The following is a 25,033-nucleotide window of genomic DNA, read 5'->3' as shown; positions in this document are numbered from 1 at the left end:
CTACGGTCGGCCGGGGACGCCGCCGCGTACCAGGTCGCCTTCCTCGCGGAGAAGTCCATGCAGGTGGCGAGAAAACGGAGACGTTCGTCGAGCCGCATCGCTTCGAGTTCGGCCGCGTAGCGAGGCAGCCGCTCCCGCAGGATCGGCGAGACCGGCTCCCGCCCGGCCGCCTGGGCGGGTGTCAGCGAAGCCGCCAGCGCGACCAGGTCGGCCGGGTTCCCGTCTCCCAGTTCGACCAGCTGCGGGCGCACCCCGGCGGGCACACCGCGGTCACGCAGCACCTGATCAGCGGCGGAATCGGCCAGCGGCGGCAGCTCGACGGAGTCGAACTCGTCGGATCCGGACCGCGAGGCGAGCACCATCCCGACCGGCGCGCCCGCCAATCGCCTGGCGGCGAAACCCAGCGCGGCCAAGGATTCCGGATCGACCCAGTGCGCGTCGTCGACCCAGCAGATCGTCGGCGCCGAAACCGCGCCGAGGCGGTCCCGCGCCTCCGCGCCGCCGGAGACCGGCGCGCCGAACATCCGCTGCAGGGCGCCGTAGGGCAGCTCGCGTTCCGCTCGCAGGCCCCGTACACCGACGAGCCGGACGCCGAGGGTGGCGCGCAGCGCGGTGAGCAGGGCCGATTTACCGAGCCCTTCCGCGCCGCGGACCAGCACGGCGCGTCCGGCGGCCGACCGCAGCCCGCCGAAGAGGTCGTCCCTCCCCCGCAGCGGGTACACAGGCATCGGCGCCTCCTCGAGATCCCTCTCGATGAAACACCAGGCGCAAGTGTTTCACAAGGTCCTGCTCGGCACCCGTCCTTCCACGAGCGCGCCGAGCAGCGTCGACGCCGCTTCGAGATCGGGGGTCCGGGAGGCGAGGACGTCCGAGTACAGGAACGCCTCCCCCAGCCGCACGATGGCGTAGCAGAGGCTGTCCAAGCCGACCGCCGGTTCGAAACCGCCGTCCTCGACGTCGCGGCGAAGGAGCTCGACGTGTGCCGCGATCACCCTCGGCTGGACGCGTCCGTGCGGGTCGGTCAGCAGCCGGATCGCCAGCACCGGCTCGTCGTCGAGGAAGCGCCGGAACCCGGCGCTCGCCGCCAGCACGGACCGGTACTCGCGCATGATCGAGAGACAGCGCAGTTCACCGGCCGCGTTGCGCACCACGTCGCCCTCATCGCGCTCCCAGGTGCGCGCGGCGGCCGTCAGGGTGCGCTCGGACAGGTAGTAGAGGGCATCACCGAGCAGGTCTTCCCGGTTGCCGACGCGGCGGAACAGGGTGCTGCGCGAGATGCCCAGTTCGTGGGCGAAGGCGGAGGTGTCGACGCGGACGCCGCGGTCGATCCACCGCGCCGCTGTGCGGACTATGTCCTCGGCTGAGGGATTCACGATCGCCGATCGTACGGGCGGCCGGCCCGGCCGGAACGCTCGCGGAGCAAGACTGGCGATTTCACCGATGCAGTCCCCTCCCGCCCTTTGCCACAGTCCATCACCACGGACCGTGTTCAACGGCGAACGGAGACGGCACCATGCGCAGTACGACTCGGATCCTTTGTGGACTGGCCACCGTCGCGGCACTCACTGTCGCCCCCACCGCGGCCTATGCCGCCGAGAACCCCTACGAACGAGGCCCCGACCCGACGGAAAGCAGCATCGAAGCCTCCCGCGGCTCGTTCGCGGTATCCCAGACCTCCGTGTCGAGCCTGGCCGTCACCGGCTTCGGCGGCGGAACCATCTACTACCCCACCAGCACCGCGCAGGGCACGTTCGGCGCGGTCGCCATCTCGCCCGGGTTCACCGCGACCCAGTCGAGCATCGCGTGGATGGGACCGCGGCTGGCCTCGCAGGGCTTCGTGGTGTTCACGATCGACACCAACACGATCTACGACCAGCCTGACAGCCGCGGTGACCAGTTGCTGGCCGCGCTCGACTACCTGACCCAGCGCAGCACCGTCCGCTCCCGCGTCGACACCACCCGGCTCGCGGTGGCAGGCCACTCGATGGGCGGCGGCGGTTCGCTCGAAGCCGCGCAGGACCGGCCGTCTCTGCAGGCCGCGGTGCCGCTCGCGGCGTGGAACACGCAGAAGTCGTGGTCCTCACTGCGGGTGCCGACGTTCGTCATCGGCGGCGAGTCCGACTCCGTCGCGCCGGTGGCGTCGCACTCGATCCCGTTCTACACCAGCATTCCCGCTTCGTCGGAGAAGGCGTACATGGAGCTGGACAACGCCAGCCACTTCTTCCCGAACACGGCGAACACGACCATGGCCAAGTACACGATCTCGTGGCTGAAGCGGTTCGTGGACAACGACACCCGCTACGAGCAGTTCCTCTGCCCCGCGCCGGACGACCGCACGATCAGCGACTACCGGAACACGTGTCCGCACGCCTGAGTGTCCTCGGTCCCGGCGCGCCCGCGCCGGGACCTCCTCTCTCCGTTGGGAGTTCTTGCGTGACCCTGTCGACCTTCGAGATGTCCGGCGTGACGGTGACCTTCGGTGGTCTCGTCGCCCTGTCGGACGTCTCCCTGACCGTCGCGCCGGGCCGGGTGCTCGGGGTGATCGGCCCGAACGGGGCGGGCAAGACCACGCTCTTCAACGTCGCGTGCGGTTTCGTCCGCCCGGACACCGGCACGCTGACCTGGCGCGGAACGGAACTGCGGCGGCTGCGCCCGCATCGGCTCGCCGGCCTCGGGATCGCCCGCAGCCTGCAGGAGCTCGGCCTGTTCGACCGGATGACCGTGCTGGACAACGTCCTCGCCGGGGCGGGCAGGCACGCGAAATCCGGCTTCTGGTCGTCGTTGCTGGGCTTGACGAAGGACGAGAAGGCGCTGACCGAGCGAGCGATGGCTCAGCTGGAGGCGTTCGACATCGCCGACGTCGCCCACCGGTATCCCGCGAGCCTTCCGTACCCGGTGCGGAAGCGGGTCGCGCTGGCGCGGGCGCTGGTGAGCGAACCCGACCTGCTGTTGCTCGACGAACCGGCGGGCGGCCTGTCGTCGGCCGAGATCGACGAGGTCGGCACGCTGGTCCGCGGCCTGACCGAACGGATGTCGGTGATGCTCGTCGAGCACCATATGGATCTGGTGATGGGCGTCTGCGACGAGATCGTGGTGCTGGACTTCGGCAGGGTCATCGCCCGCGGCACCCCGGACGAGATCCGCGCGGATCCGGCGGTCCAGGCGGCCTACCTCGGCGAGGAGGTGGCCGGTGCTGACCGTTGAGAACCTTTCGGCGAGCTACGGCCCGGTGCGCGCGCTCGACTCGGTGAGCCTTTCGGCCGCGGAGGGCGAGATCACCGCGGTGCTCGGCGCGAACGGAGCGGGCAAGACCACCTTGCTGCGCACCATTTCCGGTCTCGTGCCGCCGGCTGGCGGCGGGATCTCGCTCGCGGGCCGGGACTTGCGCCGAGTGTCCACAGAGGACCTCCCGGCGCTCGGGCTCGCGCACGTCCCCGAAGGCCGCGGCGTGCTGGCCGAACTGACCGTCGAGGAGAACCTGCGGCTCGGCGCGCTCGGGGCGCGCGGCCGCGCGACGGCGGCCGATCTCCGCCGGATCTACGACCTCTTCCCGGCGCTGGCCGACCGCAAGAACGGTCTCGCGCACGTCCTTTCCGGCGGGGAACGGCAGATGCTGGTCATCGGCCGCGCGCTGCTCTCCCGGCCGAAAGTGCTGCTGCTGGACGAACCGTCCTTGGGCCTCGCGCCCCGGATCGTGGCGCGGATCTTCGGCCTGCTGCGCGGTCTCGTGCACGACGAAGGGCTGGCCGTCGTGCTGGTCGAGCAGAACGCGCGCAGCGCGCTGTCCATCGCCGACCACGGGGTCGTGCTCAACCTCGGGCAGGTCGTCGTCCGGCGGGACGCGGCCGCGCTCGTCGCGGACGACGCCCTCCGGCACGCCTACCTCGGATTCTGAAAGGGAACCCTGTGCACCACCCGACCATGTCGCGAAAGCCACTTTCGAGACATCAGACGTCCCGAAAGTGGCTTTCGCGACGCCCCCGCCACTTTCGAGACATCAGACGTCCCGAAAGTGGCTTTCGCGACGCCCCCACGGCTCACCGGTGACCGGCTCGGCGCCTCACCCCCGGAGAAAGGGAGCCCTGTGCAGCAACTGCTGACCACCGCGCTCACCGGCCTGACGCTGGGCGTGGTCTACGCCGCGTTCGCGCTGGCGCTCGTGCTCATCTGGCGGGCGACGCGGATCGTGAACTTCGCGCAGGCGCCGATGGCGATGATCACCACCTACCTCGCGCTGGTCCTCATCGACGCGGGCTGGTCGTACTGGGCCGGTTTCGCCGTGGCGCTGCTTTCGGGCCTGGTGCTCGGCGCGCTGGTGGAACGGTTCGTGATCCGGTTCGTCTCCGGGAAACCCGAGATCAACGCCGTCATCCTCACCCTCGGGCTGTTCATCGTGCTGCACGCGCTGGCGGCGCTGGTGTTCGGCTCGCGGTACCGGTCGTTCCCGGCGCCGTTCGGGCTCACCGGTTTCCGGGTCGGCGACACGACGATCGCGCTGACCGGGTTCGGCGTGTTCACCATCGCCGCGGTCGGGGTGGTGCTGATCGGGCTCGTGCTGTTGTTCCGCGGTACCGATCTTGGCCTGCGGATGCGGGCCGCCGCCTTCGACCGGGAGGTCGCGCGCCTGCTCGGCGTACGGGTCGGGCGGATGCTCACCCTCGGCTGGGCGCTGGCCGCGCTCGCCGGTTCGCTGTCCGGACTGCTGATCGCCGGCGGCGGCCTCGTCCATCCGTCCTATATGGACGGTGTGGTGGTGTACGGTTTCGTCGCCGCGGTGCTCGGCGGGCTGGACAGCCCGGTCGGCGCGGTCGTCGGCGGCGTCGTCCTCGGCCTGTCGCTGAGCCTGGTGAGCGGCTACATCGGCTCCGAACTCGTACCGCTCGCCGCGCTGGCGCTGCTGATGGTGGTGCTGCTCCTGAAGCCCGGTGGCCTGTTCGCGAGCGTCCGTGAGCGGAGGGTCTGACATGCCACGCCGCACCCTGCTGATCGCGCTCGCCGGGCTGGTCGTCGTCGTACTGGTCCTGGAGACCTCCGGACCGTTCCTGACCTCGCAGCTCACCACGATGGCGTACTTCGCGATCGCGGCCGCGGGCCTGACGGTCCTGACCGGGCTCAACGGGCAGCTCTCGCTCGGGCACGGCGCCCTGATGGCCGTCGGCGCGTACTCGACGGCGCTCCTGCTGAAGTCGGAATTCCTTCCGCTGCCGGTGATCCTGGTGCTGGCGATGGTGATCACGCTGGCCGTCGGTGCCCTCGTCGGCGTCGCCGCGGCCAGGCTGCACGGGCCGTATCTCGCCGGGGCGACGCTCGCGCTCGCCGTCGCGGTCCCCGGGATCCCGTTGTTCTTCGGCGAAGCGCTCGGCGGCGAGCAGGGCCTGCCCGTGCGGATGCCGGAGATCCCCGGCTGGCTGGCGGACGCCGCGTACTTCGTCACGGGGCAGGAACTCACGTCGATCCGTTACCTCGCTTACCTTTCGTGGCTCGCGATGATCATCGTGTTCGTCCTGCTGGCGAACCTCTCCCGCGGCCGCGTCGGACGCGATTGGCGGGCGGTGCGCGACGAGGACGTGGCCGCCGAACTGGCCGGGATCGACCTCGGCCGCACGCGGGTGCGGGCGTTCGTCGTCAGTTCGGGATGCGCGGGGCTGGCCGGAGCGCTGATGGCGTTGTCGGCGCGACTGGCGGCGCCGAGCGGATTCGCGCTGACGTTGTCGCTGCTGCTGGTGTCCGCGGTGGTGCTCGGCGGGCTCGGGAGCCTGACCGGAGCGCTCGCCGGCGCCGCGCTGCTGACCTTCCTGCCGCCACTGGTGACCGGCGCGGGAACGGATCTCGGCCTGTCCGACGTGCAGGCCGCGCATCTGGCGCCGTTGATCTACGGCCTGGTCACCGTCCTGATCGTGCTGCTCGCGCCCGCCGGCCTCGCCGGTGGGCTGCGGAAACTCATCCACCGGAGGAGAACTTCATGAAACGCTGGACCAAGGCCGTGGCCGTCTTCCTGGCCGTCACGGTCACCGCCGCCTGCGGCGCGGGCGGCAGACCCGAGGGCGAGCAGAAGGGTTCGACGGTCGGCGTCACCGACACGACCATCAAGATCGGGGCGCATTTCCCGCTGACCGGCGTCGCCGCGCCGGGCTACAGCGAGATCCCCAGCGGTCACCAGGCCTACTACGACTACGTGAACGCGAACGGCGGCGTCAACGGCCGCAAGATCGAGTTCGTGGTGAAGGACGACGGCTACAACCCGACCACCACGAGCGCGGTCACCGACGAACTGGTGCTCAAGGAGGAGATCTTCGCGATGGTCGGTGGCCTCGGCACGCCGACGCACAGCGCCGTCGTCGATTTCCTCAACAACTCCAAGGTGCCGGACCTGTTCGTGTCGTCGGGTTCGCTGCGCTGGGGCGACGATCCGAAGAAGGCGCCGTTCACCTTCGGCTGGCAGCCGGACTACGAGATCGAAGGCAAGATCATCGGCGACTGGGTGCGGCAGAACCTGCCGAACGCCAAGGTCGGCCTGTTCCTCCAGGACGACGATTTCGGCCGCGACGGTGAGAAGGGCGCCCGGCGTTATCTCGGCCAGCAGGTCGTCGAGGTCGCGAAGTACTCGCCCGGCAACACCGACATCGCGCCGCAGATCGCGAAACTCAAGGCCGCGGGTGTGGATCTGGTGCTGGGCTTCACCGTTCCGTCGTACACCGCGCTTTCCCAGCTGGCGTCGCTGAAGATCGGCTTCAAACCGAAGTGGTTCTACAGCAACGTCGGCTCCGATCCCGCGCTCGTCGGTTCACTGCTCGCGCGGTTCTCCGAAGGCAAGGTCACCAACGGCGCGTCGCTCATCGACGGCGTGGTCACCACCGAGTACCTGCCGGGTGTCGACGCGCCGGACAACGCGTGGACGAAGCTGTGGCAGAACGTCTGGAAGGCGCACGGCAAGGGCGGCGACCTGACGAACTACCGCATTTACGGGATGGCGCAGGCGTACACGTTCGTCCAGGCGTTGCAGGCGGCCGGTAAGGATCTGACGCGCGAGCGCCTCGTCGAGGTGATCCAGCAGTCCGGGAAGACGTTCCAGGGACCGGGCCTGGCGCCGTTCCGGTACACCGCCGACAGCCACCTGGGCATCTCCGGCATGTCGGTGGTCGAGCTCAAGGGCGGCGTCGGCAAGGATCTGACGCCGGTCCTGGTGTCCGACCTCGGCGACGCGCCCATCAAGGCGGACGACTCCGCCGCGAACGACGCGCCGCCGCCCAACGGGATTCCCGGCAGCTGAGTGCCGGCGGTGCTCACCGGCCCGTGAAGGCCCCCTTCCCTACCCTCAGAGTAGTGAAGAGGTCCTTCACCACCCCGCCGGCGTGATCCCTAGTGACAGAGGGGCAGCTTTGACGCCAGGTCTCCGGTCACGGCCCATCGGCAACCGGCCACCTGTCGCGAAAGCCACTTTCGGGACATCAGACGTCCCGAAAGTGGCTTTCGCGACGTCTGATGGGTCGTGAGTGGCTACCCCTCAGCGGCAGGCAGAACCGAACCCGGCGGAAACTTCGTACCCTCCAGCGAAGGCGCCTCCTCGAAGGTCGCCACACNTTCGGGACATCAGACGTCCCGAAAGTGGCTTTCGCGACACACCACACCGGTCACAGCCGCCGCATCGGCTCAGTTCGACGGCAGGACGCGCCCGCGCACCTCGCCGAACCCTATCCGCGAGCCGTTCGCGCCGGGCGCGGTCCCGGTGATCACGACCTCGTCGCCGTCCAGCAGGAAGGTGCGCTCCTCCCCCTTGACCGTGAGCGGTTCCTTGCCGCCCCAGGACAATTCGAGGAACGCGCCGCGCTGGTTCTTCTCCGGTCCGGAGATCGTGCCGGAGCCGTACAGGTCGCCCGTGCGCGAAGAAGCGCCGTTGACCGTCAGGTGCGCGAGCATCTGAGCGGGCGACCAGTACATCTCGCGGAACGGCGGGCGGCTGACCTCCTCGCCGTTCCATTCGATGACGAGGTCGATGTCGAGGCCCCACGGCTCGCTCTCCCGCAGGTACGGCAGCGGCTCCGGATCCGTCTGGCCGGGCAGCGGGATCCGCGCGGCCTCCAGCGCCAGGATCGGCACCACCCAAGGGGAGATCGACGTCGCGAAGCTCTTGCCGAGGTGCGGGCCCAGCGGGACGTATTCCCAGGCCTGGATGTCGCGGGCGGACCAGTCGTTGAGCAGGACCGCGCCGAAAACGTGGCGGGGGAAGGAATCCGGGGTGATCGGGGTGTTCAGCGGGGTGCCGGTGCCGACGACGAAGCCCATCTCGGCCTCGATGTCCAGCCGCGTGCTCGGCCCGAACACCGGTGCCGCTTCGGCCGGGGCCTTGCGCTGGCCGCTCGGGCGCACGATGTCCGTACCGGACACCAGGACGGTGCCGGACCGGCCGTGGTAGCCGACCGGGAGGTGCTTCCAGTTGGGCAGCAACGGTTCCGCGTCCGGGCGGAACAACCTGCCGACGTTCGAGGCGTGGTGTTCGGAGGCGTAGAAGTCGACGTAGTCCGCGACCTCGATCGGCAGGTGGAGGGTCACCCGTTCGATCGCGTGGACCGCGCCGTCGGGGAGCTCGCCGGAGACCAGGTCGCGGATCCGCTCCCGGACCGCCACCCAGCGGTCGTATCCCTGCGCCATGAACGGGTTCAGCGCCGGCGCGGCGAACACGTCGTCGCCGAGCGCCGCGGCCAGGTCGAGAACGGAGTCGCCGACGCGCACGCCGACGCGCGGGGAATCGCCGTCGACGGAGAACACGCCGTACGGCAGGTTGTCGATCCCGAACAGCGAGCCTGCGGGGATGTCGATCGTGGTCATGCCTCTCCTCGGGGCGCGTCGAGCAGGCCGAGTCCGGCCAGTTCGGTCAGGGGGTCGGTGATGCTGCAGGTGCCGAACGACGTGAAGGCCGCGCGGAGGGCGGCGACGCGATCCGCGTCCAGCTCCCGGAGCCGCCCGGCGACGACGGCGCCGTCTCGTTCGGCGAGAACGGCTTCGGCGTCGCCATCGGTGAGGACGGCGTCGGTCGCGAGCATCAGGTTGAGGAAGCCGTGCTGTTCGAAGCCGGTCTCCGGATCGGTGTTGCGGAGGGCGTGGTGCAGCCCGGCGGTGGCCTTGAACGGAACGCCCGCCCCGACGGCCGCCCGGACCGCGGCGGCGAGTTCCGCTTCGCCGGGGTACAGCTCGGCTCGGACGCCACCGGTGCGGAATTTCGCGTGGTGTCCCGTGCCGGAAAGGGCGGTCAGCAGCGGGACACGGCGCTCGTCGCGCGGGATCTCGACGAAGACCGGTGCGGTGGCCCGGGAAATCCCGGCGAGCACCTCGTCCGGGCCCATCCCCTCGGGGACGGCGATCTCGAGCGCGTCGAGTTTCACCGGGAGCTTCTCCACGGCGCCGAGCACGCCGTCGAGTTGCGCGGGCCCGCCGGGGAGGGTCACCGAGACCGGCAGCGGGGTCGCCCGGTCCCCCAGCACTTCGGCGAGGTCGCCGTGCGCGGTGGCGGCGATGACGAGCGGGCCGACGAGGCCGGCGTACCAGGCATCGAGGTGCTGGTCGTGTGCCGCGACGGCGTCCGGCAGCGGGGCCAGTCCCGGCGGGAACACCGCGGCGTCGTCGCACAGCCCGGCGAAGAGCGCGGGAATCCGTCCGCCGTCCACCATGGTCTCCTCCTCGCCGATTTAGTTCACGCTTTTACTACCCATCGGGCAGCGTAGTCCGGTCTTCCGCGCGACGGGAAGGCCTACTTGCGGCTCCGGGTGCCGAACTCGGCGCGGCTCGTGATCAGCTTGCCCAGCAGCATCACCAGGATGCGTTGTTCGGTCTCGGTCAGCGCGTTCGTCCAGCCGAATTCGCGCTCGTTGTGCTCGCGGAAGACCGAGACCATCTCCTCGTGCCCCGCCTCGGTCAGCGACAGCCGCACCGAACGGCCGTCGCGCTCGTCCGGGACCCGGTGGAGCATCCCCTCCACGACCAGCGTCTTGACCAGATTCGACACCGCCGCCCGGCTCATCCCGGTCAGCCGGGCGGCGCTCGTCGGTTCGAGCGGCCCGGCGAGCCAGACCACGAACAGCAGCCGGAACGCCGACCACGACCGGCCGCGCGGCCGGTGCACCGCGGCTTCGAGGTCGTAGGTCACCAGGTCGGAGGCACGATTGAGGGTCAGCAGCACCTCGGTCGCCAGCTGGTGCCGGAAGCCGTACTCGTGCGCGAGCCGCCGGTTCGCCAGCGCCACGAACGACCAGAAATCGAGCCCGGCCGCGTCCACGTCCTCCATCGGCGAACCCTAACCCGGCTTCGCGAAAATGGTCAAAGTCGAAACTATCTCACCGCGTAACTCGCGTGCTTGGAGCCGTAACACGATGTTGCGGCTCCAATCACGAGAGTTACGCCTTCAAGCACGCGAGTTACGCCTCGCTCGCCTGGATATTTCTCCACTGAGGCGCCTGGATAGTAGTGATTTCTCCATAGCGGGGCGCCCGCCCACCCCTGTTTGCTGGAGCCATGAGCAGAACGGAAGTGCCACCGGGGACCGCCAAGGCCGTCCGCGTGGACGCAGGGGATCTGGTGCGGGTCATCGACGTCGATGGCGGCCAGGTCGGCGACGTGTTCGCCTTCCGCGACGGCGGCGGGACGGAACTGACCGAGCACCACAGCGCGGCGCATACCCGCGCCGGTGTCGACCGGCTGTTCCCCGCGGTCGGCGAATCCTTCCTCACCGACCTGCGCCGCCCGATCCTGACGCTGATCGAAGACACCTCACCCGGCGAGCACGACATGCTCGTCCCGGCGTGCGACCCGGCCCGCTACGCCGCGCTGGGCGCTCCGGGCCACCGGTCCTGCGCCGCGAACCTGCGTGAGGCGCTGACGACCGAAGGCCTCGGCTTCACCGGGCCGACGCCGCAGCCGATCAACGTCTTCATGCGTGTCCCGGTCGGCGGGGACGGGCGCCTGAACTGGCTGACCGCGAACTCGCGGCCCGGCGACGCGGTGACCCTGCGCGCCGAGATGGACTGCGTCGTCGTGGTCTCCGCCTGCCCGCAGGATCTCGTCCGGATCAGCGACGCCGGACTCTCCCCGCTCGCCATCGAAACCGTCCACAATGGAGGAACCCGGTCATGACGACCACCGTCGAACACCCCGCGCTGGCCCCCACCACGCTCGGCCGCCTCGCGCTGCGCAACCGCTACGCCGTCGCCCCCATGTCCCGCGTCTCGGCCCGCCCGGACGGCACCCCGACCGGCGAGATGGCCGACTACTACGCCGAATTCGCCCGCGGCGGCTTCGGGCTGGTGTTCAGCGAAGGCACCTATCCCGACAGCGCGGCCAGCCAGGGCTACCTCAACCAGCCGGGCCTCGCGCGGGACGAACATGTCGCGGGCTGGCGCGTGGTCACCGCCGGAGTCCGCGCGGCGGGCGGGCGGATGATCGCGCAGCTCATGCACGCCGGGGCGATCGCGCAGGGCCACCCGAACACCGTCGCTCCTTCGGCCGTCCAGCCGCGTGGGGAGATGATGCGCGCGTACGGCGGTTCCGGGCCGTGGCCGGTGCCGCGCGAGCTGACCACCGCTGAGATCGACGATGTCGTCGAAGTCTTCGCGGCAGCGGCCGTGCGTGCCCGTCAGGCCGGGTTCGACGGCGTCGAGGTGCACGCGGCGAACGGATACCTCCTCGACCAGTTCCTCACCGACTACACCAACCACCGCACCGACTCCTACGGCGGACCGGTCGCGAACCGGATCCGGCTGACCGCCCGCGTCGTGACCGCCGTCTCCGAGGCCGTGCCCGAGCTGGTGACCGGCGTGCGGCTGTCGCAGACGAAGGTCAACGACTTCACCTACCGCTGGCCCGGCGGCCGCGACGACGCCGAGGTGATCTTCGCCGCGGTCGCCGAGGCGGGCGCGCAGTACCTCCACATCGCCAGCGAGGGCCGGAACTGGCTCGAAACGGCGAAGCTGGCCGACGGCGGCACCATCACCGCGCTCGCCCGGCAGGTCACCGGGCTGCCGGTCATCGCCAACGGCGGGATGCACGACCTCGCCCGGGCGCACGAGGTGCTCACCGGCGGGCACGCGGACCTGCTCTCGCTCGGGCACGGCGCGCTGGCCAACCCCGACCTGCCCGCCCGTGTCGCGGCGGCGCGGCCACTGGCCGGGTTCGATCGCGCGATGGTCTCCCCGACGGTCACGGTGGCGAACGCGCGCCGTTGGCGGGAGAGTCGGCAGGCGTGACGGAACCAAGCTGGCACGGCGGCGCGGCCGCGGTGGCGACCCTGACCTTCGACGTGGACGCGGAATCCCCGATCCTCGCGCGCGGGCGGGGCTACGCCGACCACCTCTCGACCATGTCCCATCAGGCGTACGGGCCCAGGGTCGGGGTGCCGCGCATCCTCGACCTGCTCGACGAACTGGCCGTGCCCGCGACGTTCTTCGTGCCGGGCTGGGTCGCCGAACAGCGGCCCGGCCTCGCCGCCACGATCGTGGAGCGCGGGCACGAGGTGGCCCACCACTCCTACAGCCACCGGCCGCCGACCGCGATGACCGCGGCCGAGCAGCGCGCCGATTTCGAGCGGGGCATGGCGGTGTTCGCCGCACAGGGCATCGAGATCAGCGGCCATCGCGCGGCGGGCTGGGAGTCTACTTGGGACACTCCGGCGCTGGTGGCCGAACACGAGTTGAGCTACGACTCGTCGCTGATGGCCGACGACCGGCCGTACCTGATCGAAACCGCGGCGGGCCGGATCGCCGAGCTGCCGGTGCACTGGTCGCTCGACGACTGGGAGCAGTACGCGTTCCTTCCCGCACCGCAGGTCGGCTCGGTGATCACGTCCCCGGTGCGGGTGCTGGAGATGTGGCGCGCGGAGCTGGACGCGATGCGCCGCTACCGATGCCTGTTCAACCTGTGCCTGCACCCGTTCCTTTCGGGCAGGCCGGGACGGCTGGAGGCCGTGCGCTCGCTCATCGAGTTCGGGCTCGGTCTCGGCGACGTCCGGTTCGCCCGGTGCCGTGACGTGGCCGCCGCGGCGCTCGCCGACCCGGCGTTGCCCGCGGAACCCTTGCGGCGCCTCGAAATCGACCCGTCGGTCTATCCGGACTGAGCCGCTTCCAGCGCCAGGAACAGGTCGACCCGGTCGGCGGTCCGCCCGACGTCGCGGCCGGTCAGCTCGGTGACCTTGGCCAGCCGGTTGCGCAAGGTGTTGACGTGCACGTACAGCGCCGCGGCGGTGGCCGCCCACTGGCCGTCGTGGTCGAGGAACGCCCGCAGGGTCGTCTCCAGGTCGCCGTCGCGGACGCGGTCGTGCTCGCGCAGCGGACCGAGCAGGGCGTCGGCGAAGGTGTGCCTCCACTGCTCGTCGTGTGATTCCAGGAGCAGGCGATAGCTGCCCAGCTCGGCGAAACTCGCCGCGACCGGGCCGCCGCGCCTGCCCCGGAGCACGCGGCAGGCTTCGCGGCTGCGTGACAGCGGCACTCGCAGTTCGGCCGCGCCGGGCACGGGATCGGCGAGCCCGACCACCACACGGCCTCCCCCGAGCCGGTGTGACACCGCCGCCGCCAGCCGCGGCGCGAAGGCGGCGGGCGACTGCCGTCCCGACCGGAACGGCAGTACCGCGACGACGTCCTGGCTGCCCGCCGCCACGACCGCGGGGAGACCGTCCGCCAGGAGAAAATCCGTCACGGCCTCCGCCATCCCCGCCCGCGTCGCGGCGTCGTCGCCCGCGAACGCCAGCGCGATCACCGCCAGGGGCCCATCCGGGTCGACGCCGAAGGCCCGCAGCCTGCCGGGCACCTCCGCGGCGCGCTGCGCTCCGGACAGGATCATGTCCAGCAGTTCGACGGCGAACCGCATCTCGATCGCCTGCACCGCCTGGTGCCGGGCCACCTCCAGGCTGAGGTAACGGGCGGTCTGCTCCAGCGCGTCCCGCTCCTCGCGCGTCAGGCCTGCCACGGGCCGCAGGCACAGCAGCGCGGCGTCCGCGTCGCCGATCGCGCCCACCGGGAACAACGCCGCCCGCGTCCCCGCGCCGAGATCCGCCTCCAGCGGCGGCGGATGCCCGGCCAGCGCCTCCGCCGCGGCGCGTGCCTGCCCGGCGTCCAGCGCGGCACCGGCGGACGCGAGCTCCCGGCCCATCCGGTCCACGACGGCCAGCGGGAGCTCGTGCTCACGGCGGAGGATCGCGAGCACCCCGGCCGCGCCCGCGCCCCGCGACAGCGCCGAGGTCAGCTCGTCGCCCCGGCGCACCATCGACATCAGCGCGTTCTGCCGGTCCGCGGCCTGGATCGCCGCCGCGGCCCGGGTGACCGCCGTGAACGGCACCGCCACCGAGATCTCCAGCAGGGGCAACCCGGCTTCCCGGCAGGCCTCGGCGAGTTCCGGAGGAGTGCCGGGTTGCTCCACGCGCAGGCCGAAGATGACGCCCGCCGCGCCGGCACCGGCCACTCGCGCGACGAAGTCCGCCGGGGCGACGCGGTCCAGCCACAGGCCGTTGGTCAGCACGACCTCGTGTTCGCGCACGTACGGCCCGGGGTCGGGGAGCTCGGTGTTGTGCACCCACAGCACCTGCCCGGTCAGCGCCCCGTCGCGGCCGGGGACGACCACCCGCAGTTCGAGAGCCGGGTCGTCGACCAGGGCCGCCAAGGTCAGCATGACTGTGAATATATCCAGCCGGATAGGTCCTTTATGGATGAACGGCCATTTCATCGTTTTGTCATGAGCGCTGATTAGCGTCCCTCGAAGACCCCTTTCAGGATTCGAGGAGAACCACTGTGACGGCAGTTTCCCGCACGATCGCCGAGCGCTACACCCTGCTCGAGGAGCTGGGGCGCGACGGGACGGCCGTGCTGTGGCGTGCCGAGGACGGGCCGGACGGCGACCGGGTCGCGATCAAGGAGCTGCGGCTTCCCAGCCACGAGCCCGCCCTCGTCGAGCGGCTCCAGCGCGAAGCCCGCGTCGCGATCGGTCACCCGTCGGTGGTGCCCGTCCACGACGTCGTGGTGACGGACGGGACGGCGTTCATCGTGATGGGCCCCGTGGAAGGGCGGACTCTGGAGGACGTCGCGTCCGCGGGTCCGCTGCCGCCGCGGTTCGTGGCGGACATCGGCGGACAGGTGCTCGGCGCGCTCACCGCCGCGCACACGGCGGGGATCGTGCACGGCGACGTGCGGCCCTCGAACATCCTGGTGGCTCCCGACGGCACGGTGAAACTGACCGGTTTCGGGATCGCCAAGGCCCTCGACCCGGCCGCTACCCCAGCATTCCTCGCCCCCGAAACGATCGCGGGGCACGAAGCCACTCCCCATTCCGATCTCTGGTCGCTCGGCGTGACGCTGCTCGGCGCGAGCGAGGGCGGGAACTTCTTCCAGCGGGCGAACGTCGCGGCCACGCTGTACGCCGTCGTCAACGAGCAGCCGCCCTTCACCCGGACGCCCGCGCCACTCGCGGACGTCCTCCGCGGGCTGCTCGCGAAGGCACCGCAGGCACGCATGCTGCCGGACCGAGCGCTCCCGCTGCTGGCTCAGGCCGCGAGCGGGGTCGAAACCCCGGTACCGCGACCGACTTCTCCCGGGCTCGGCATGCCTTCGGTGCCCGCGATCCTGGCCGGTGTGGCGAGCATCCTGTTCGGCTTCTACGTGCTGACCGACGCGATGATGATCCACCAGGCGTACCTGTTCGAGGTGTTCTGGCCGCCGATGCTGCTCGCCCGCGTCGGCATCGTCCTGGCGGGCGTGTTTTCGATCGTCGGTGGCGGTCTCCTGTTCGCCAGCGTCCGCCGCGGGCAGGTCGTGACCGCCGTCGGCGCGGGGCTGACGTTGCTCAGCCTGCTCCTGCTGCAGACGCTGGACGAACGGGAATACCTGGGCCTTCCCCTGTATCCGGGGCTCGCTCTCGATCTCGTCGCCCTCGTCTTCGCCGCCGTGCTGGTCATCGGCGTATGGCTGGTCCCGGCCAAACGCCCTGCTGTGGGCTGATCCGCTCACAGCAGCGAAACCGGCGGGCGGCCGGGCCCCGGCGGCATGGTCGGGGCATGACCGACAACGAGAAGCAGCCACTCTTCGACCAACGGCTCCGGGAACGGTTCTTCAGCCAGCGTGTGCTGGTCCTCGACGGCGCGCTCGACGACGACAACGGGACGGTCCTCACCACCCAGCTGCTGTCACTCGCGAGCGAGGACCCGCGCAAGGACATCGCGTTGTGGATCCACTCGCCGGGCGGTTCGGTCCCGTCGATGCTGGCCATCCGCGACGTGATGCGGCTCGTGCCGTGCGACGTCGCCACCCTCGCGCTGGGACTGGCGTGCAGTGCCGGGCAGTTCCTGCTTTCGGCGGGCACCCCGGGCAAACGGTTCGCCCTGCCGCACGCCCGGATCCTCATGCACCAGGGTTCGGCCGGTATCGGCGGTTCGGCCGTCGAGGTGGAGGTGCAGGCGGACGACCTGCGCTACACGCGGGACACGGTGCTCGGCCTCATCGCCGACGACACCGGGCAGCCCATCGACCGGATCTTCGCCGACTCGCTCCACGATCGCTGGTTCACCACCGAGCAGGCGCGCGAATACGGCTTCATCGACCACATCGTCGAGAGCCTCGACCAGGTCGTCCCCGTCCGCACGCACAGACTCGGCCTCGGCACGGAAAGGGGTGCGGGCGCATGAGCTCCTACACCATCCCCAACGTCATCTCCCGCAGCCCCGCCGGCGAGCGGATCATGGACGTCTACTCGCATCTGCTGTCGGAGCGGATCATCTACCTCGGGACCGCGATCGACTCCGGCGTGGCGAACGCCCTGATCACCCAGCTGCTGTACCTGGAGGCGGACAACCCCGAGCAGGAGATCAACCTCTACATCAACACCGAGGGCGGCGACCCGTCGGCGATGCTCGCGTTGTACGACACCATGCGTTTCATCAAGGCGCCGGTGGCCACGACCTGTGTCGGCCAGGCCGTCGCGGCGGGCGCGATCCTGCTGGCGGCGGGCGAGGCGGGGCACCGGTTCGTGCTGCCGCACACCAGGGTGGTGCTGCACCAGCCCGCCGCGCAGGGCCGGGGCACCATCCCGGACCTCATCCTGCAGGCCGACGAGGTCGTGCGGGTGCGGACGCAGCTGGAGGAGATCCTTTCCGCGCACACCGGCCGCGCCGTGTCCGATCTCCGGCACGACACCGACCGGGACCGCGTGTTCGACGCGGCTGGCGCCGTCGCCTACGGGCTCGCGGACCGCGTTCTCGACGAGCGTGCCTAGGCGGTGTTCATAAGCCAAGGTTCGCGGTCTTTCGCGGACACTTGCAGCACGAAGCCCATCGAACAGGCTTATTGACGGGTAAGGCGAAGGGGGCGTGGTCGGCACTTCCGCGGGGCCCGCTCGAAGCCGACAGCGCTGGTGCTGATGTCGCGAAAGCCACTTTCGAGACACCAGACGTCCCGAAAGTGGCTTTCGCNAGCACGAAGCCCATCGAACAGGCTTATTGACGGGTAAGGCGAAGGGGGCGTGGTCGGCACTTCCGCGGGGCCCGCTCGAAGCCGACAGCGCTGGTGCTGATGTCGCGAAAGCCACTTTCGAGACACCAGACGTCCCGAAAGTGGCTTTCGCGACACATCCGACAGCGCTGAGACCTTCGGCCACAGTCCCCCATCGACGTTGCGCTGCCTTCGGCTTACCCCTCGATATGAAACACGCTCAAGCGGCCATGAGCACGGGTCCTCGCGGGCGGCGGCCGACCGTGAGCCCCGTGCTGCCGCCCCGGCTGATCGTGCCCGCGATACCGAAGAGCAGATCCGCCAGGTCGAGCCCGAGCGCGCCGGTGACCGCGGCGATCATCTCGCTGGACGGCTCCTTGCGGCCGCGTTCGATCTCGGAGAGGTACTGAGGCGAGATCCCGGCGCGTTCGGCGACGTCGACGAGGCGGCCGCCCTGTTCCTCCCTCGCGGCGCGCAGGCTCTTGCCCAGCACGTCACGCCACAGCGGCTCCGGTTCGGGACGCTTCTGGTGGAAAGGGAGGATGTCCGCCATAGGCTCATCGTGACATTCCGCCGGGGCGCGCGTGCTCCGTTCCGCTCAAGGCGAAACCGAGCCACGGAACGCGCGCCGGTACGCGCCCGGCGTCGTGCCGACCTGATCACGGAAGCGACGGCGGAGGTTCACGGCCGACGTCAGCCCGACGCGGGCCGCGATCACCTCCACCGGTAAGCCGGTCTCCTCCAGCAGGGTGCGCGCCTCGGTCACGCGCCGCGTCAGCAACCAGGCGCCCGGCGTGGTGCCGAGCTGATCGGCGAAGCGCCGGGCGAGCGTGCGGGGCGAGACGTTGAGGTGCGCGGCCAGATCGCCCACCGACAACGGTGTCCCGAGGCGCTCGCCCGCCCATTCGAGGAGACCGTCCAGCTCGTCGCCGGGCGGCGGGGCCGGGACGAACTGCGCCTGACCGCCGTCACGGTGCGGCGGCATCACCATGTGCCGGGCGACGAGGGCGGCGTGCGCGGCCCCGTGGTCGCGCCGGACCAGGTGCAGGCAGAGATCGATCCCCGCGCCCGCCCCGGCGCTCGTGGCGACGTCGCCGTGGTCCACGTAGAGCACGTCCGGTTCCACGCGAATCCGGGGGAATTCCTCCTGCAGCCGGGAAGCACGTGCCCAATGCGTGGTCGCCGTCCTGCCGTCCAGCAGCCCGGTGCGGGCCAGCGCGAAGACACCCGTGCAGATCGTGACGAGCCGCGCTCCCCTGGCGTGCGCGCGCAGGAGCGCCCGGCGCACCGGGGCCGAGAGCGGTGCCTCCACCGGCGACCAGCCGGGGATGAGCACCGTGTCGGCGTCAGCCAGCGCGGACAGGCCTTTGGTCACGGAGATCGTGTACCCGGCCGTGGTCGGCACCGGGCCGGGTTTCTCCGTGCAGACGTCGAATTCGTAGTACCGCGGCACTCCGGCGCGCTCCGTGCCGAAGACCTCGGCGGCGATCCCGAGCTCGAAGGTCGACTGCACCGGCCGCACCAGTGCCCTCACGCGATGCATGGCAGAAAAATACCCCGTGGTGTCTTCCCTGACACCGTCCGGCCGCGAGGCGGCCACGGCACCATGAGGTCATGCACCCCGAGATCCTCGCCCAAGAGGGCTACACTTCCGTCCCCGTCAAGGAATCCCCCGTTCGCGAGCTGTTCCCGGGGATCCGGCTGCGTCCACTGTGGACGGGAACGGACGGCGCGCACGCCAACGTGCTGGAAATGGATCCCGGCACCTCGTGGCCGCATCGCGACGTCCACGAGCCGGGCCCCGAAGAGGTGTTCGTCGTCTCCGGCACCTTCAACGACGGCGCGCGCGACTACCCGGCGGGGACCTTCCTGCACGCTCCGGCCGGTTCGTGGCACGTGCCGGCGTCGGCGACCGGATGCACGCTCTTCGTCTTCTATCCCGAAGGCTGAGCCGCCAGGAACGCCAGGATCCGTTGCCAGGTCAGGGCCGCCGCGTCCTCGTCGTGGTCGGGCAGGCTGTCGTCGGTGTAGAAGTGGCCCGCTCCGGGATAGGTGAACACCCGCGCGTCGGCGCCGGAGCGGGCCGCCGCGGCGAGCCAGCCGGGAAGCGCGGCCGGTGGCGCGAAGCCGTCCGGGTCGGCCGCGTGGAGCTGGACCGGCAGCCCCTCGCGGACTTTCGCGGGCAGGTCGGCGATGGCGTGGAGCAAGAGCACGCCGGCGGTGGCAGGCCGATGAGGGAGCAGGCCCGCGGCCACCACCGCGCCCATCGACATCCCGGCCAGCACGGTGTCGTCGGGCAGCTTCCGGGCGGCGTCGAGCGCACGGGTCGCGACGGTGGACCACCCGATCCGGTCCTTCAGCGCGAATCCGTCTTCCAACGTGGTCGCGGTCTCACCGGCGTAGAGATCGGGAGTGGTGACCTCGTGCCCGGCGGCGCGCAGCCGGTCCGCCGCGGCCAGCTCGGTAGGCCGTAACCCCAGGACCGAGTGGAAGAGGACGACGTTGGTCATCCGACGACCGACAATCCGCTTTCGGCCGCGAGAATCCCCGCGACCGAGACGGCCTGCTCGCCGGTGATCTTCGCGCCGCGCAGGGTCAGCAGACCGCGGACATCGGACAGGCGCGAACCGCGCAGATCGCAGTCCAGCGCGGAGACGGCCGCGAATTCCGTTCCGGTGAACTCACAGTCCACAAAGGTCAACCGGGATAGGTCCCCGGAGAACACCGTCTCCCGGAAAGAACATCCGGAGAAGACGGCCGGACCCTTCGCCCGCTCGACCGTCACCGACGCGTAGTCGAACCGCGCGTTCTCGACGTACAGATCGGTCGCGGAGGTGATCGCCACTCCGAGCCCGATCGCGCGGCAACGGAGGATTTCGACCCGGCGGGCCGACAGTTCGCGGATCGCCGCGTTGGACAGGTCGACGCCTTCGAGGATCACGTCGGAGAGCGTCAGCCTGTCGAGCCGGGAGTTCGCCAGGCTCACGTCCGCGACGACTGAACGCGCGATCTCGCCGCCACCACGGACCCCGCTCTGGTCGCCGCCGTCGAGGCGGACCGAGTCGAAGTCGAAATCGCCCCGGAACACGGCGGGTTCGTTTTCGAGGTCGTCGCGCTCGACCGAAGGGCGGCGCACCTTGATGCCGTCGAAATCCCGGAAGTCCATGATCCGGACCGTACCCCAGGGGCTCGCGCGGGCGCGTGAAGCTGCCTTCACGCGCGAGCCGCCCGTAGGGTCAGTCCCGGACGCCCTTCACCGCGTCCTTGACCTTCTCGCCCGCCTGCTTGACGTTGGCCTTGCCCTGCTCGGCCTTGCCTTCGGCCTGCCACTGCTCGTTGTCCGTGGCGTTACCGGCGGCTTCCTTGGCCTTGCCCTTGAGCTCGTCGATCTTGTTCTCGGCCTTGTCGTTCATCAGGGCCTCCCTTTCGTTGTCCGCTGCCTCCGGATACCCGCCGGCGGGCCGGGGAAACGACGTTTTCGCTGTGGCCCTCATCTCTCCCCACCCGTGTGGCCGCACGGGTACACCGTCTTCACGACGACGGCCTCGCAGGCCGGGCAGTTGTTCAGCGGCCGCTCGCGGCGGCCCCAGTACGGATGGGTCGCCCCGCAGAGCGCCGTGACCGGCTCGCCGAGGCCGGGGTCCGGGTTGCAGACAGGACAGTAGGCGTGGGCCGCCCGTTCGATTTCGGCCGTCATCCGCCACCTCCGGGTGTGGTCGTTCCCTTTCACGGTACGGCGCTCCTCGCACCGTCCCCCGATCGTGGATCGCCGTGGCCCTGAATGGCCGATGTGCCGTTACGCCACCGGTTCTATCGTTCGGACGCATGGCAAGCGACTTGCAGCGGCGCAAGATCTCAGGTGTCTTCGCCGCGATGGACGTCGACGGCGACGGTTTTCTCCAGGAGCGGGATTTCCAGGCCCTGGCCGACCGCTGGGCGCGGCGGCGCGGCCCGGGTGACGAGCGGCGCCTGACCGGCATCATGCTGAGCTGGTGGACGACGCTGCTGGCGGCGTCGGATCTCGACCGGGACGACAAGGTCACCCTCGACGAGGTCCTGCTGGTCGTCGACAGGCTTCCCGGCACGCCCGAGGCCGTGACCGCGACGGCCGACGCGATGTTCGAAGCGATCGACGAGAACGGCGACGGGCTGATCTCCGCGGCGGAGTACCGCCAGCTGATCGAGGTCTGGAACGGCCGCCCCACCGATACCGACGCCACCTTCCCGCTGCTCGACTCCGACGGTGACGGAATGCTGTCCCGGGACGAGTTCGCCGCCCTGTGGCTGGAGTTCTGGGCGGGCAACGACGCGAAGGCCCCGGGCACCCTGGTCTTCGGTCCGCTGGCCGCCTGACGGTTTTCGGGCGGACCCGGCGGCCATACGGGCCAGACCCCGGCCTCCACCGCGTCGCGGACGTCCCGGCCGCTCAGGATGTCAGGCGTGGACGAGGTGGCCGAGCGGATCCTGGAGCGCGTCACCGGCGAGGGCGCGCCCTGCGTCTGGGTGACCGGGCCGGCGGGCGTCGGCCGGACCACGCTGCTCGCGCGGCTGTCCGAGCGGCTTTCCGCGTCGGGGCAAAAGGTTTCGACCGTGCGCTTCACGCAGGACGGCGACCTCGTGCCCGGCGGCGATCCATGGCCTCCCGTCACCGGCGACGGGCACGTGCTGCTGCTCGACGACACCCAATGGATGCGAAACGACGACCTCGCCGTCCTGGCGGCGTTGATCCGCGGCTCGTCGGACAGGCTGGTCTGCGCCACGCGGACCCCGGTCCGTGACGCGGCCGAGAGGCTCGCCGTCGTGCGGCGGCTGCGCGCCGAAGGCCTGGTGGAACCGGTGCGGCTGCTGCCGTTGACGGCGGCGCAGATCACGCGGCCGGTCGTCGAGGCGCTGGGCGCCGTTCCGAGCGACCTGCTCCGGGACCGGCTGCACGAACTCAGCCGGGGAGTGCCCGCCGCGTTGCGCCAGGCGCTGGACCTGCTGCGCGCGCAGGGCGCGATCCGGATCGTCGACCGGCGCGCGTACCTCGTCCCCGGCACGCTGGTGCCGCTGCGATCCATGCAGCTGGCCCCCGGGCGGCTCGCCGTCGCGAAGGCCGCCGCGATGCTGCATCCGCTCGGTGCGGCGATGCCGTCGCTGATCAGCGAGGTCCTCGCGCAGGATCCCGCGGAAACGCTCGCGATACTGGAAACCCTGCGAGCGGACGGGATCCTGCACCGCGGCCGGGGCTGGCGGTTCACCGTGCCGGTGGTGGCGTACGCGCTGATCGCCGAACTCGGCCCCTTCGAACGCCGGCGTATCGCCGCGGCCGCCGTCACCGCGTTGTGGAACGGGACCGCGCACACGTCCGCCCCGTACTACCTTCCCGACCGGATCGCGGAGGCAGGCAAGCTGATCGACCCGCGCCGCGCCCTCGCCGAACTGCTCGACAACGCGGCGTTCCTGCCCGACGACCAGACCACGCGCGGCGCGCGATGGCTGCGTGCCGCGGTCGAGCTGACCGAGGACCGGCCGCAGCGGGCGAGGGTGACCCTGCTCCACACCATGTGGTGTCACCTGAACGGCGACCACGAACAGAGTCTCGCGGGCACGCGGCGGCTGCTGGAGGAATTCCCCGACCGGCTGTCCGCCGACGCCGCGCAGGAAGCCCAGTCGATCGCCGTCTGCGCGCTGCACAACTCCGGCAACACGGCCGAACTGGCGAGGATCGCCACGAACCCGCCGGACTGGTCGGTGGCCTCGAGCGCGATCGCGCTGAGCCTGCTGGACCGCTGGGCGGAAGCGGCCGAACTGCTGGCGGAGAACGATTCCTGGCGGACCGGATCGACGGTTTCCGCGATGCTGGGGGAACTCTTCGGCAGTCTGGCCGAGCTCTGGGCCGGCCGCTCAGCGAGGTTCGGCGCGAACCTGACCGAACGCGAACGGTGGCCGCTGAGGTCGGCGCGGCGGCACCGGAACGACCAGATCACCTCGTACGTCACCGCGTTGCTGGTGCTGGGCGAACGTGCACGCGCGGAGAAACTGCTCGCCGACGAAGACTTCCCCGAAACCGGGCTGCGCGACAGCGAGCGTTCGATGCTCGCGGTCATGCGGGGGCGGCCCGCCCGCGCCATCGACTTCGCCCACCGCAGCGTGGCCGACCGTTCGCGGCGCGGGTACGACACCGGATCGGCCGCGATGCACCTGTCGACCGTGTCGGTCCTGCTGTCACAGGGACGGTTCACCGCGGCACGGGAACTGCTGACCGCCGCCCGCGCCACGGCACCGATGCTGGCGCATCTGCTCGACATCGCCGAAGCCCGGGTCGACATGGCCCTCGGCGAGACCGACCGGGCCGCCAAACGCCTGCACGCGGCCACCTGCGGACTCGCCGTCGGCACGGACATCGCCTGGGCCGACCTCGCCGAACTCGCGTTGCGGAAGAACGACCGCGCCGCGGCCAGGAAGGCACTCGACGCACTGGAGGAACTCGCTTCCGCGCTGCCGACCGGACGGGTGCTGCTGCATCGCCACCTGGTCCGCGCCTGCCTCGGACAGGAGCCGGACGGCGAGTGCCTGTGGCTGGCCAGGGAGCGCGACCAGCCGTTCGAGCTCGCCATCGCGGCCGAACGCCTGGTACGGCACCACGCGACGGATCCCAAGGTGCTCGTCGAGATCTACGAGACGCTCGGTTCGCTCGACGCGCTGCTGTATCGTGCGCGGCTGCGGAATCTCATGCGGGACAACGGGATCGCTCCTCCCGGTGACCCCGAGGAGCCGGCCGCCGAGAACGAGCACCTGCTGGCGCTGCTGGCGGGCGAAGGGCTGACGAACGAGCAGCTGGCGAAGACCCTGCAGACCAGTCGCAAGAGTGTGGACGGACGGCTGAGCCTGCTCTTCAGCCGGACCGGTTACCGCTCCCGGATCGAACTGGCCACGGCCCTGTTGAACGGCCGATACGCCTCGTGAAGGCGCCGGACGTCCGGGTCGCCGTCCACGCGGCCGACCCGGTGACCAGCGCGGGCCTCGTCGGCATCCTTTCGCGGGACACGACGATCGCGGTGGTACCCGGCCAGGGCGCCGACGTGCTGGTGGCCGCCGAGGACCCGGCCGGGCAGGACCTCCCGGTGCTGCGGCGGGCGGTGACCGAACTGGGCGCCCTGCCCGGGATCCTCATCGCCGGACCGCTCCCGCCGTCCGGCCACCGCTGGGCCGCGGACGCCGGCGTGCGCTGCGTCCTGCCGCATCGGGCGGCCCGGCCGGACCGGCTGATCGCCGAGGTCACGGCCGCGCGATCGGCGCCGCCGGCCTCCGCCGACAGGCTCGCCGCCGGATACGGCGCCCTGGCCGAAGGCCCGGCGCTGTTCCACCAACGCGAGATCAACGTGCTCCGGCTGATCGCGGAGGGCAAGGACACCGCGGAGATCGGCGCGGTGATGGGCTACTCCCAGCGCACCATCAAGAACATCCTGCACCACGCGCAGCGGCGGCTGGCCCTGCGGAACCGCGCCGAAGCGGTGGCCGAAGCCATCCGGGCCGGCTTGATCTGAGAGATACGCCTTCAATCACGCGAGTTACGCCTTCAATCACGCGAGTTGCGC

General features: G+C 70.8%; 27 protein-coding genes. 16 read left to right on the top strand and 11 right to left on the bottom strand.

Annotated features, from left to right (window positions below):
* Window positions 1–776: 776 nt before the first annotated feature.
* Window positions 777–1,373: a QsdR family transcriptional regulator gene (locus ACXIZN_RS06590; RefSeq protein WP_457953093.1), complete on the bottom strand. Its 597-nt coding sequence runs from the start codon at window positions 1,371–1,373 to the stop codon at window positions 777–779.
* Between the two features lie 140 nt (window positions 1,374–1,513).
* Here ACXIZN_RS06590 and bdeA point away from each other — a divergent pair, with 140 nt between their 5' ends.
* The 6 genes from bdeA (at window position 1,514) to ACXIZN_RS06560 (ending at window position 7,270) form a co-directional block, all read left to right on the top strand.
* Window positions 1,514–2,374 (top strand): bis(hydroxyethyl) terephthalate hydrolase, encoded by an 861-nt coding sequence (gene bdeA, locus ACXIZN_RS06585; protein ID WP_457953092.1) that lies wholly within the window; start codon window positions 1,514–1,516, stop codon window positions 2,372–2,374.
* A 59-nt stretch (window positions 2,375–2,433) separates the two neighbouring features.
* Window positions 2,434–3,204, top strand: coding sequence for an ABC transporter ATP-binding protein (locus ACXIZN_RS06580; protein ID WP_457953091.1), 771 nt, complete (start codon window positions 2,434–2,436; stop codon window positions 3,202–3,204).
* The gene (locus ACXIZN_RS06575) at window positions 3,191–3,895 is read left to right on the top strand and encodes an ABC transporter ATP-binding protein (RefSeq protein ID WP_126734181.1); all 705 of its coding nucleotides are present in this window, start codon (window positions 3,191–3,193) and stop codon (window positions 3,893–3,895) included. Before ACXIZN_RS06580 ends, ACXIZN_RS06575 begins: the two co-directional genes overlap by 14 nt.
* A gap of 189 nt (window positions 3,896–4,084) precedes the next feature.
* Window positions 4,085–4,963, top strand: coding sequence for a branched-chain amino acid ABC transporter permease (locus ACXIZN_RS06570; protein WP_192741507.1), 879 nt, complete (start codon window positions 4,085–4,087; stop codon window positions 4,961–4,963).
* Between the two features lies 1 nt (window position 4,964).
* Window positions 4,965–5,966 (top strand): branched-chain amino acid ABC transporter permease, encoded by a 1,002-nt coding sequence (locus ACXIZN_RS06565; protein ID WP_457953090.1) that lies wholly within the window; start codon window positions 4,965–4,967, stop codon window positions 5,964–5,966.
* Window positions 5,963–7,270: an ABC transporter substrate-binding protein gene (locus tag ACXIZN_RS06560; protein ID WP_457953089.1), complete on the top strand. Its 1,308-nt coding sequence runs from the start codon at window positions 5,963–5,965 to the stop codon at window positions 7,268–7,270. The genes ACXIZN_RS06565 and ACXIZN_RS06560 overlap by 4 nt, the downstream gene beginning before the upstream one ends.
* 380 nt (window positions 7,271–7,650) lie before the next feature.
* Here the strand turns inward: ACXIZN_RS06560 and fahA are convergent, their stop codons facing one another.
* The 3 genes from fahA to ACXIZN_RS06545 form a co-directional block, all read right to left on the bottom strand.
* Window positions 7,651–8,826, bottom strand: coding sequence for a fumarylacetoacetase (gene fahA, locus ACXIZN_RS06555; RefSeq protein WP_457953088.1), 1,176 nt, complete (start codon window positions 8,824–8,826; stop codon window positions 7,651–7,653).
* On the bottom strand, window positions 8,823–9,665 hold the full coding sequence (locus ACXIZN_RS06550) for a hypothetical protein (RefSeq protein ID WP_457953087.1): 843 nt from the start codon (window positions 9,663–9,665) through the stop codon (window positions 8,823–8,825). Before ACXIZN_RS06550 ends, fahA begins: the two co-directional genes overlap by 4 nt.
* Before the next feature lie 80 nt (window positions 9,666–9,745).
* The gene (locus ACXIZN_RS06545) at window positions 9,746–10,279 is read right to left on the bottom strand and encodes a MarR family winged helix-turn-helix transcriptional regulator (RefSeq protein WP_457953086.1); all 534 of its coding nucleotides are present in this window, start codon (window positions 10,277–10,279) and stop codon (window positions 9,746–9,748) included.
* Window positions 10,280–10,506: 227 nt separating this feature from the next.
* Here ACXIZN_RS06545 and ACXIZN_RS06540 point away from each other — a divergent pair, with 227 nt between their 5' ends.
* Genes ACXIZN_RS06540 through ACXIZN_RS06530 form a run of 3 tightly spaced genes read left to right on the top strand, consistent with a single transcriptional unit; the run spans window position 10,507 to window position 13,099 of the window.
* Complete coding sequence (locus ACXIZN_RS06540) at window positions 10,507–11,124, top strand: DUF1989 domain-containing protein (RefSeq protein WP_457953085.1); 618 nt, start codon at window positions 10,507–10,509, stop codon at window positions 11,122–11,124.
* Entirely contained in the window at window positions 11,121–12,233 is a 1,113-nt protein-coding gene (locus ACXIZN_RS06535) for an oxidoreductase (RefSeq protein ID WP_457953084.1), read from the top strand. The genes ACXIZN_RS06540 and ACXIZN_RS06535 overlap by 4 nt, the downstream gene beginning before the upstream one ends.
* Window positions 12,230–13,099, top strand: coding sequence for a polysaccharide deacetylase family protein (locus ACXIZN_RS06530; RefSeq protein WP_457953083.1), 870 nt, complete (start codon window positions 12,230–12,232; stop codon window positions 13,097–13,099). The genes ACXIZN_RS06535 and ACXIZN_RS06530 overlap by 4 nt, the downstream gene beginning before the upstream one ends.
* Here the strand turns inward: ACXIZN_RS06530 and ACXIZN_RS06525 are convergent.
* Complete coding sequence (locus ACXIZN_RS06525; protein WP_457953082.1) at window positions 13,087–14,646, bottom strand: helix-turn-helix domain-containing protein; 1,560 nt, start codon at window positions 14,644–14,646, stop codon at window positions 13,087–13,089. The two genes, ACXIZN_RS06530 and ACXIZN_RS06525, sit on opposite strands and share 13 nt — an antisense overlap.
* Before the next feature lie 119 nt (window positions 14,647–14,765).
* On the opposite strand from ACXIZN_RS06525, the gene ACXIZN_RS06520 reads away from it, so the two are divergent.
* The 3 genes from ACXIZN_RS06520 to ACXIZN_RS06510 are packed head-to-tail and all read left to right on the top strand — an operon-like array spanning window position 14,766 to window position 17,238.
* Window positions 14,766–15,968: a serine/threonine-protein kinase gene (locus ACXIZN_RS06520; protein WP_457953081.1), complete on the top strand. Its 1,203-nt coding sequence runs from the start codon at window positions 14,766–14,768 to the stop codon at window positions 15,966–15,968.
* Window positions 15,969–16,024: 56 nt separating this feature from the next.
* Entirely contained in the window at window positions 16,025–16,651 is a 627-nt protein-coding gene (locus tag ACXIZN_RS06515) for a ClpP family protease (RefSeq protein ID WP_126734193.1), read from the top strand.
* Complete coding sequence (locus ACXIZN_RS06510) at window positions 16,648–17,238, top strand: ClpP family protease (RefSeq protein ID WP_126734194.1); 591 nt, start codon at window positions 16,648–16,650, stop codon at window positions 17,236–17,238. The genes ACXIZN_RS06515 and ACXIZN_RS06510 overlap by 4 nt, the downstream gene beginning before the upstream one ends.
* A gap of 435 nt (window positions 17,239–17,673) precedes the next feature.
* Here the strand turns inward: ACXIZN_RS06510 and ACXIZN_RS06505 are convergent, their stop codons facing one another.
* Together ACXIZN_RS06505 and ACXIZN_RS06500 are read right to left on the bottom strand one after the other, a co-directional pair.
* On the bottom strand, window positions 17,674–18,006 hold the full coding sequence (locus ACXIZN_RS06505) for a helix-turn-helix domain-containing protein (RefSeq protein ID WP_457953080.1): 333 nt from the start codon (window positions 18,004–18,006) through the stop codon (window positions 17,674–17,676).
* Between the two features lie 45 nt (window positions 18,007–18,051).
* Window positions 18,052–18,996 (bottom strand): GlxA family transcriptional regulator, encoded by a 945-nt coding sequence (locus ACXIZN_RS06500; protein ID WP_457953079.1) that lies wholly within the window; start codon window positions 18,994–18,996, stop codon window positions 18,052–18,054.
* A 71-nt stretch (window positions 18,997–19,067) separates the two neighbouring features.
* Here ACXIZN_RS06500 and ACXIZN_RS06495 point away from each other — a divergent pair, with 71 nt between their 5' ends.
* Window positions 19,068–19,403: a cupin domain-containing protein gene (locus tag ACXIZN_RS06495; protein WP_457953078.1), complete on the top strand. Its 336-nt coding sequence runs from the start codon at window positions 19,068–19,070 to the stop codon at window positions 19,401–19,403.
* Here the strand turns inward: ACXIZN_RS06495 and ACXIZN_RS06490 are convergent.
* The 4 genes from ACXIZN_RS06490 to ACXIZN_RS06475 form a co-directional block, all read right to left on the bottom strand.
* The gene (locus ACXIZN_RS06490) at window positions 19,388–19,963 is read right to left on the bottom strand and encodes a dienelactone hydrolase family protein (RefSeq protein WP_457953077.1); all 576 of its coding nucleotides are present in this window, start codon (window positions 19,961–19,963) and stop codon (window positions 19,388–19,390) included. The two genes, ACXIZN_RS06495 and ACXIZN_RS06490, sit on opposite strands and share 16 nt — an antisense overlap.
* A complete protein-coding gene (locus ACXIZN_RS06485; protein ID WP_457953076.1) occupies window positions 19,960–20,619 on the bottom strand; it encodes a pentapeptide repeat-containing protein in 660 nt (219 codons plus the stop codon). Before ACXIZN_RS06485 ends, ACXIZN_RS06490 begins: the two co-directional genes overlap by 4 nt.
* A 70-nt stretch (window positions 20,620–20,689) precedes the next feature.
* Window positions 20,690–20,866, bottom strand: coding sequence for a CsbD family protein (locus tag ACXIZN_RS06480; protein WP_016335571.1), 177 nt, complete (start codon window positions 20,864–20,866; stop codon window positions 20,690–20,692).
* Window positions 20,867–20,943: 77 nt separating this feature from the next.
* Window positions 20,944–21,150 carry a hypothetical protein gene (locus ACXIZN_RS06475; RefSeq protein WP_457953075.1) on the bottom strand — a complete coding sequence of 69 codons (207 nt, stop codon included), beginning with the start codon at window positions 21,148–21,150 and terminating at the stop codon, window positions 20,944–20,946.
* 128 nt (window positions 21,151–21,278) lie between these two features.
* Between ACXIZN_RS06475 and ACXIZN_RS06470 the strand changes: the two genes are divergently transcribed.
* The 3 genes from ACXIZN_RS06470 (at window position 21,279) to ACXIZN_RS06460 (ending at window position 24,982) form a co-directional block, all read left to right on the top strand.
* Window positions 21,279–21,806 (top strand): EF-hand domain-containing protein, encoded by a 528-nt coding sequence (locus tag ACXIZN_RS06470; protein ID WP_457953074.1) that lies wholly within the window; start codon window positions 21,279–21,281, stop codon window positions 21,804–21,806.
* Between the two features lie 78 nt (window positions 21,807–21,884).
* The gene (locus ACXIZN_RS06465; protein ID WP_457953072.1) at window positions 21,885–24,401 is read left to right on the top strand and encodes a hypothetical protein; all 2,517 of its coding nucleotides are present in this window, start codon (window positions 21,885–21,887) and stop codon (window positions 24,399–24,401) included.
* A complete protein-coding gene (locus tag ACXIZN_RS06460; protein ID WP_457953071.1) occupies window positions 24,398–24,982 on the top strand; it encodes a helix-turn-helix transcriptional regulator in 585 nt (194 codons plus the stop codon). The genes ACXIZN_RS06465 and ACXIZN_RS06460 overlap by 4 nt, the downstream gene beginning before the upstream one ends.
* Window positions 24,983–25,033 lie beyond the last annotated feature (51 nt).

Source organism: Amycolatopsis sp. TRM77291 (assembly GCF_054166285.1).
Note: the sequence above shows the minus strand (reverse complement) of the source record. Positions and strands in the feature narration are given on the sequence as shown.

Excerpts from the sequence above, each read along its gene's own strand:
- bdeA (WP_457953092.1), top strand. The coding sequence starts at position 1,514 with ATGCGCAGTACGACTCGGATCCTTTGTGGACTGGCCACCGTCGCGGCA.
- ACXIZN_RS06565 (WP_457953090.1), top strand. The coding sequence starts at position 4,965 with ATGCCACGCCGCACCCTGCTGATCGCGCTCGCCGGGCTGGTCGTCGTC.
- ACXIZN_RS06560 (WP_457953089.1), top strand. The coding sequence starts at position 5,963 with ATGAAACGCTGGACCAAGGCCGTGGCCGTCTTCCTGGCCGTCACGGTC.
- fahA (WP_457953088.1), bottom strand. The coding sequence starts at position 8,826 with ATGACCACGATCGACATCCCCGCAGGCTCGCTGTTCGGGATCGACAAC.
- ACXIZN_RS06550 (WP_457953087.1), bottom strand. The coding sequence starts at position 9,665 with ATGGTGGACGGCGGACGGATTCCCGCGCTCTTCGCCGGGCTGTGCGAC.
- ACXIZN_RS06545 (WP_457953086.1), bottom strand. The coding sequence starts at position 10,279 with ATGGAGGACGTGGACGCGGCCGGGCTCGATTTCTGGTCGTTCGTGGCG.
- ACXIZN_RS06540 (WP_457953085.1), top strand. The coding sequence starts at position 10,507 with ATGAGCAGAACGGAAGTGCCACCGGGGACCGCCAAGGCCGTCCGCGTG.
- ACXIZN_RS06535 (WP_457953084.1), top strand. The coding sequence starts at position 11,121 with ATGACGACCACCGTCGAACACCCCGCGCTGGCCCCCACCACGCTCGGC.
- ACXIZN_RS06525 (WP_457953082.1), bottom strand. The coding sequence starts at position 14,646 with ATGCTGACCTTGGCGGCCCTGGTCGACGACCCGGCTCTCGAACTGCGG.
- ACXIZN_RS06515 (WP_126734193.1), top strand. The coding sequence starts at position 16,025 with ATGACCGACAACGAGAAGCAGCCACTCTTCGACCAACGGCTCCGGGAA.
- ACXIZN_RS06510 (WP_126734194.1), top strand. The coding sequence starts at position 16,648 with ATGAGCTCCTACACCATCCCCAACGTCATCTCCCGCAGCCCCGCCGGC.
- ACXIZN_RS06505 (WP_457953080.1), bottom strand. The coding sequence starts at position 18,006 with ATGGCGGACATCCTCCCTTTCCACCAGAAGCGTCCCGAACCGGAGCCG.
- ACXIZN_RS06500 (WP_457953079.1), bottom strand. The coding sequence starts at position 18,996 with ATGCATCGCGTGAGGGCACTGGTGCGGCCGGTGCAGTCGACCTTCGAG.
- ACXIZN_RS06495 (WP_457953078.1), top strand. The coding sequence starts at position 19,068 with ATGCACCCCGAGATCCTCGCCCAAGAGGGCTACACTTCCGTCCCCGTC.
- ACXIZN_RS06490 (WP_457953077.1), bottom strand. The coding sequence starts at position 19,963 with ATGACCAACGTCGTCCTCTTCCACTCGGTCCTGGGGTTACGGCCTACC.
- ACXIZN_RS06485 (WP_457953076.1), bottom strand. The coding sequence starts at position 20,619 with ATGGACTTCCGGGATTTCGACGGCATCAAGGTGCGCCGCCCTTCGGTC.
- ACXIZN_RS06480 (WP_016335571.1), bottom strand. The coding sequence starts at position 20,866 with ATGAACGACAAGGCCGAGAACAAGATCGACGAGCTCAAGGGCAAGGCC.
- ACXIZN_RS06475 (WP_457953075.1), bottom strand. The coding sequence starts at position 21,150 with ATGACGGCCGAAATCGAACGGGCGGCCCACGCCTACTGTCCTGTCTGC.
- ACXIZN_RS06470 (WP_457953074.1), top strand. The coding sequence starts at position 21,279 with ATGGCAAGCGACTTGCAGCGGCGCAAGATCTCAGGTGTCTTCGCCGCG.
- ACXIZN_RS06465 (WP_457953072.1), top strand. The coding sequence starts at position 21,885 with ATGTCAGGCGTGGACGAGGTGGCCGAGCGGATCCTGGAGCGCGTCACC.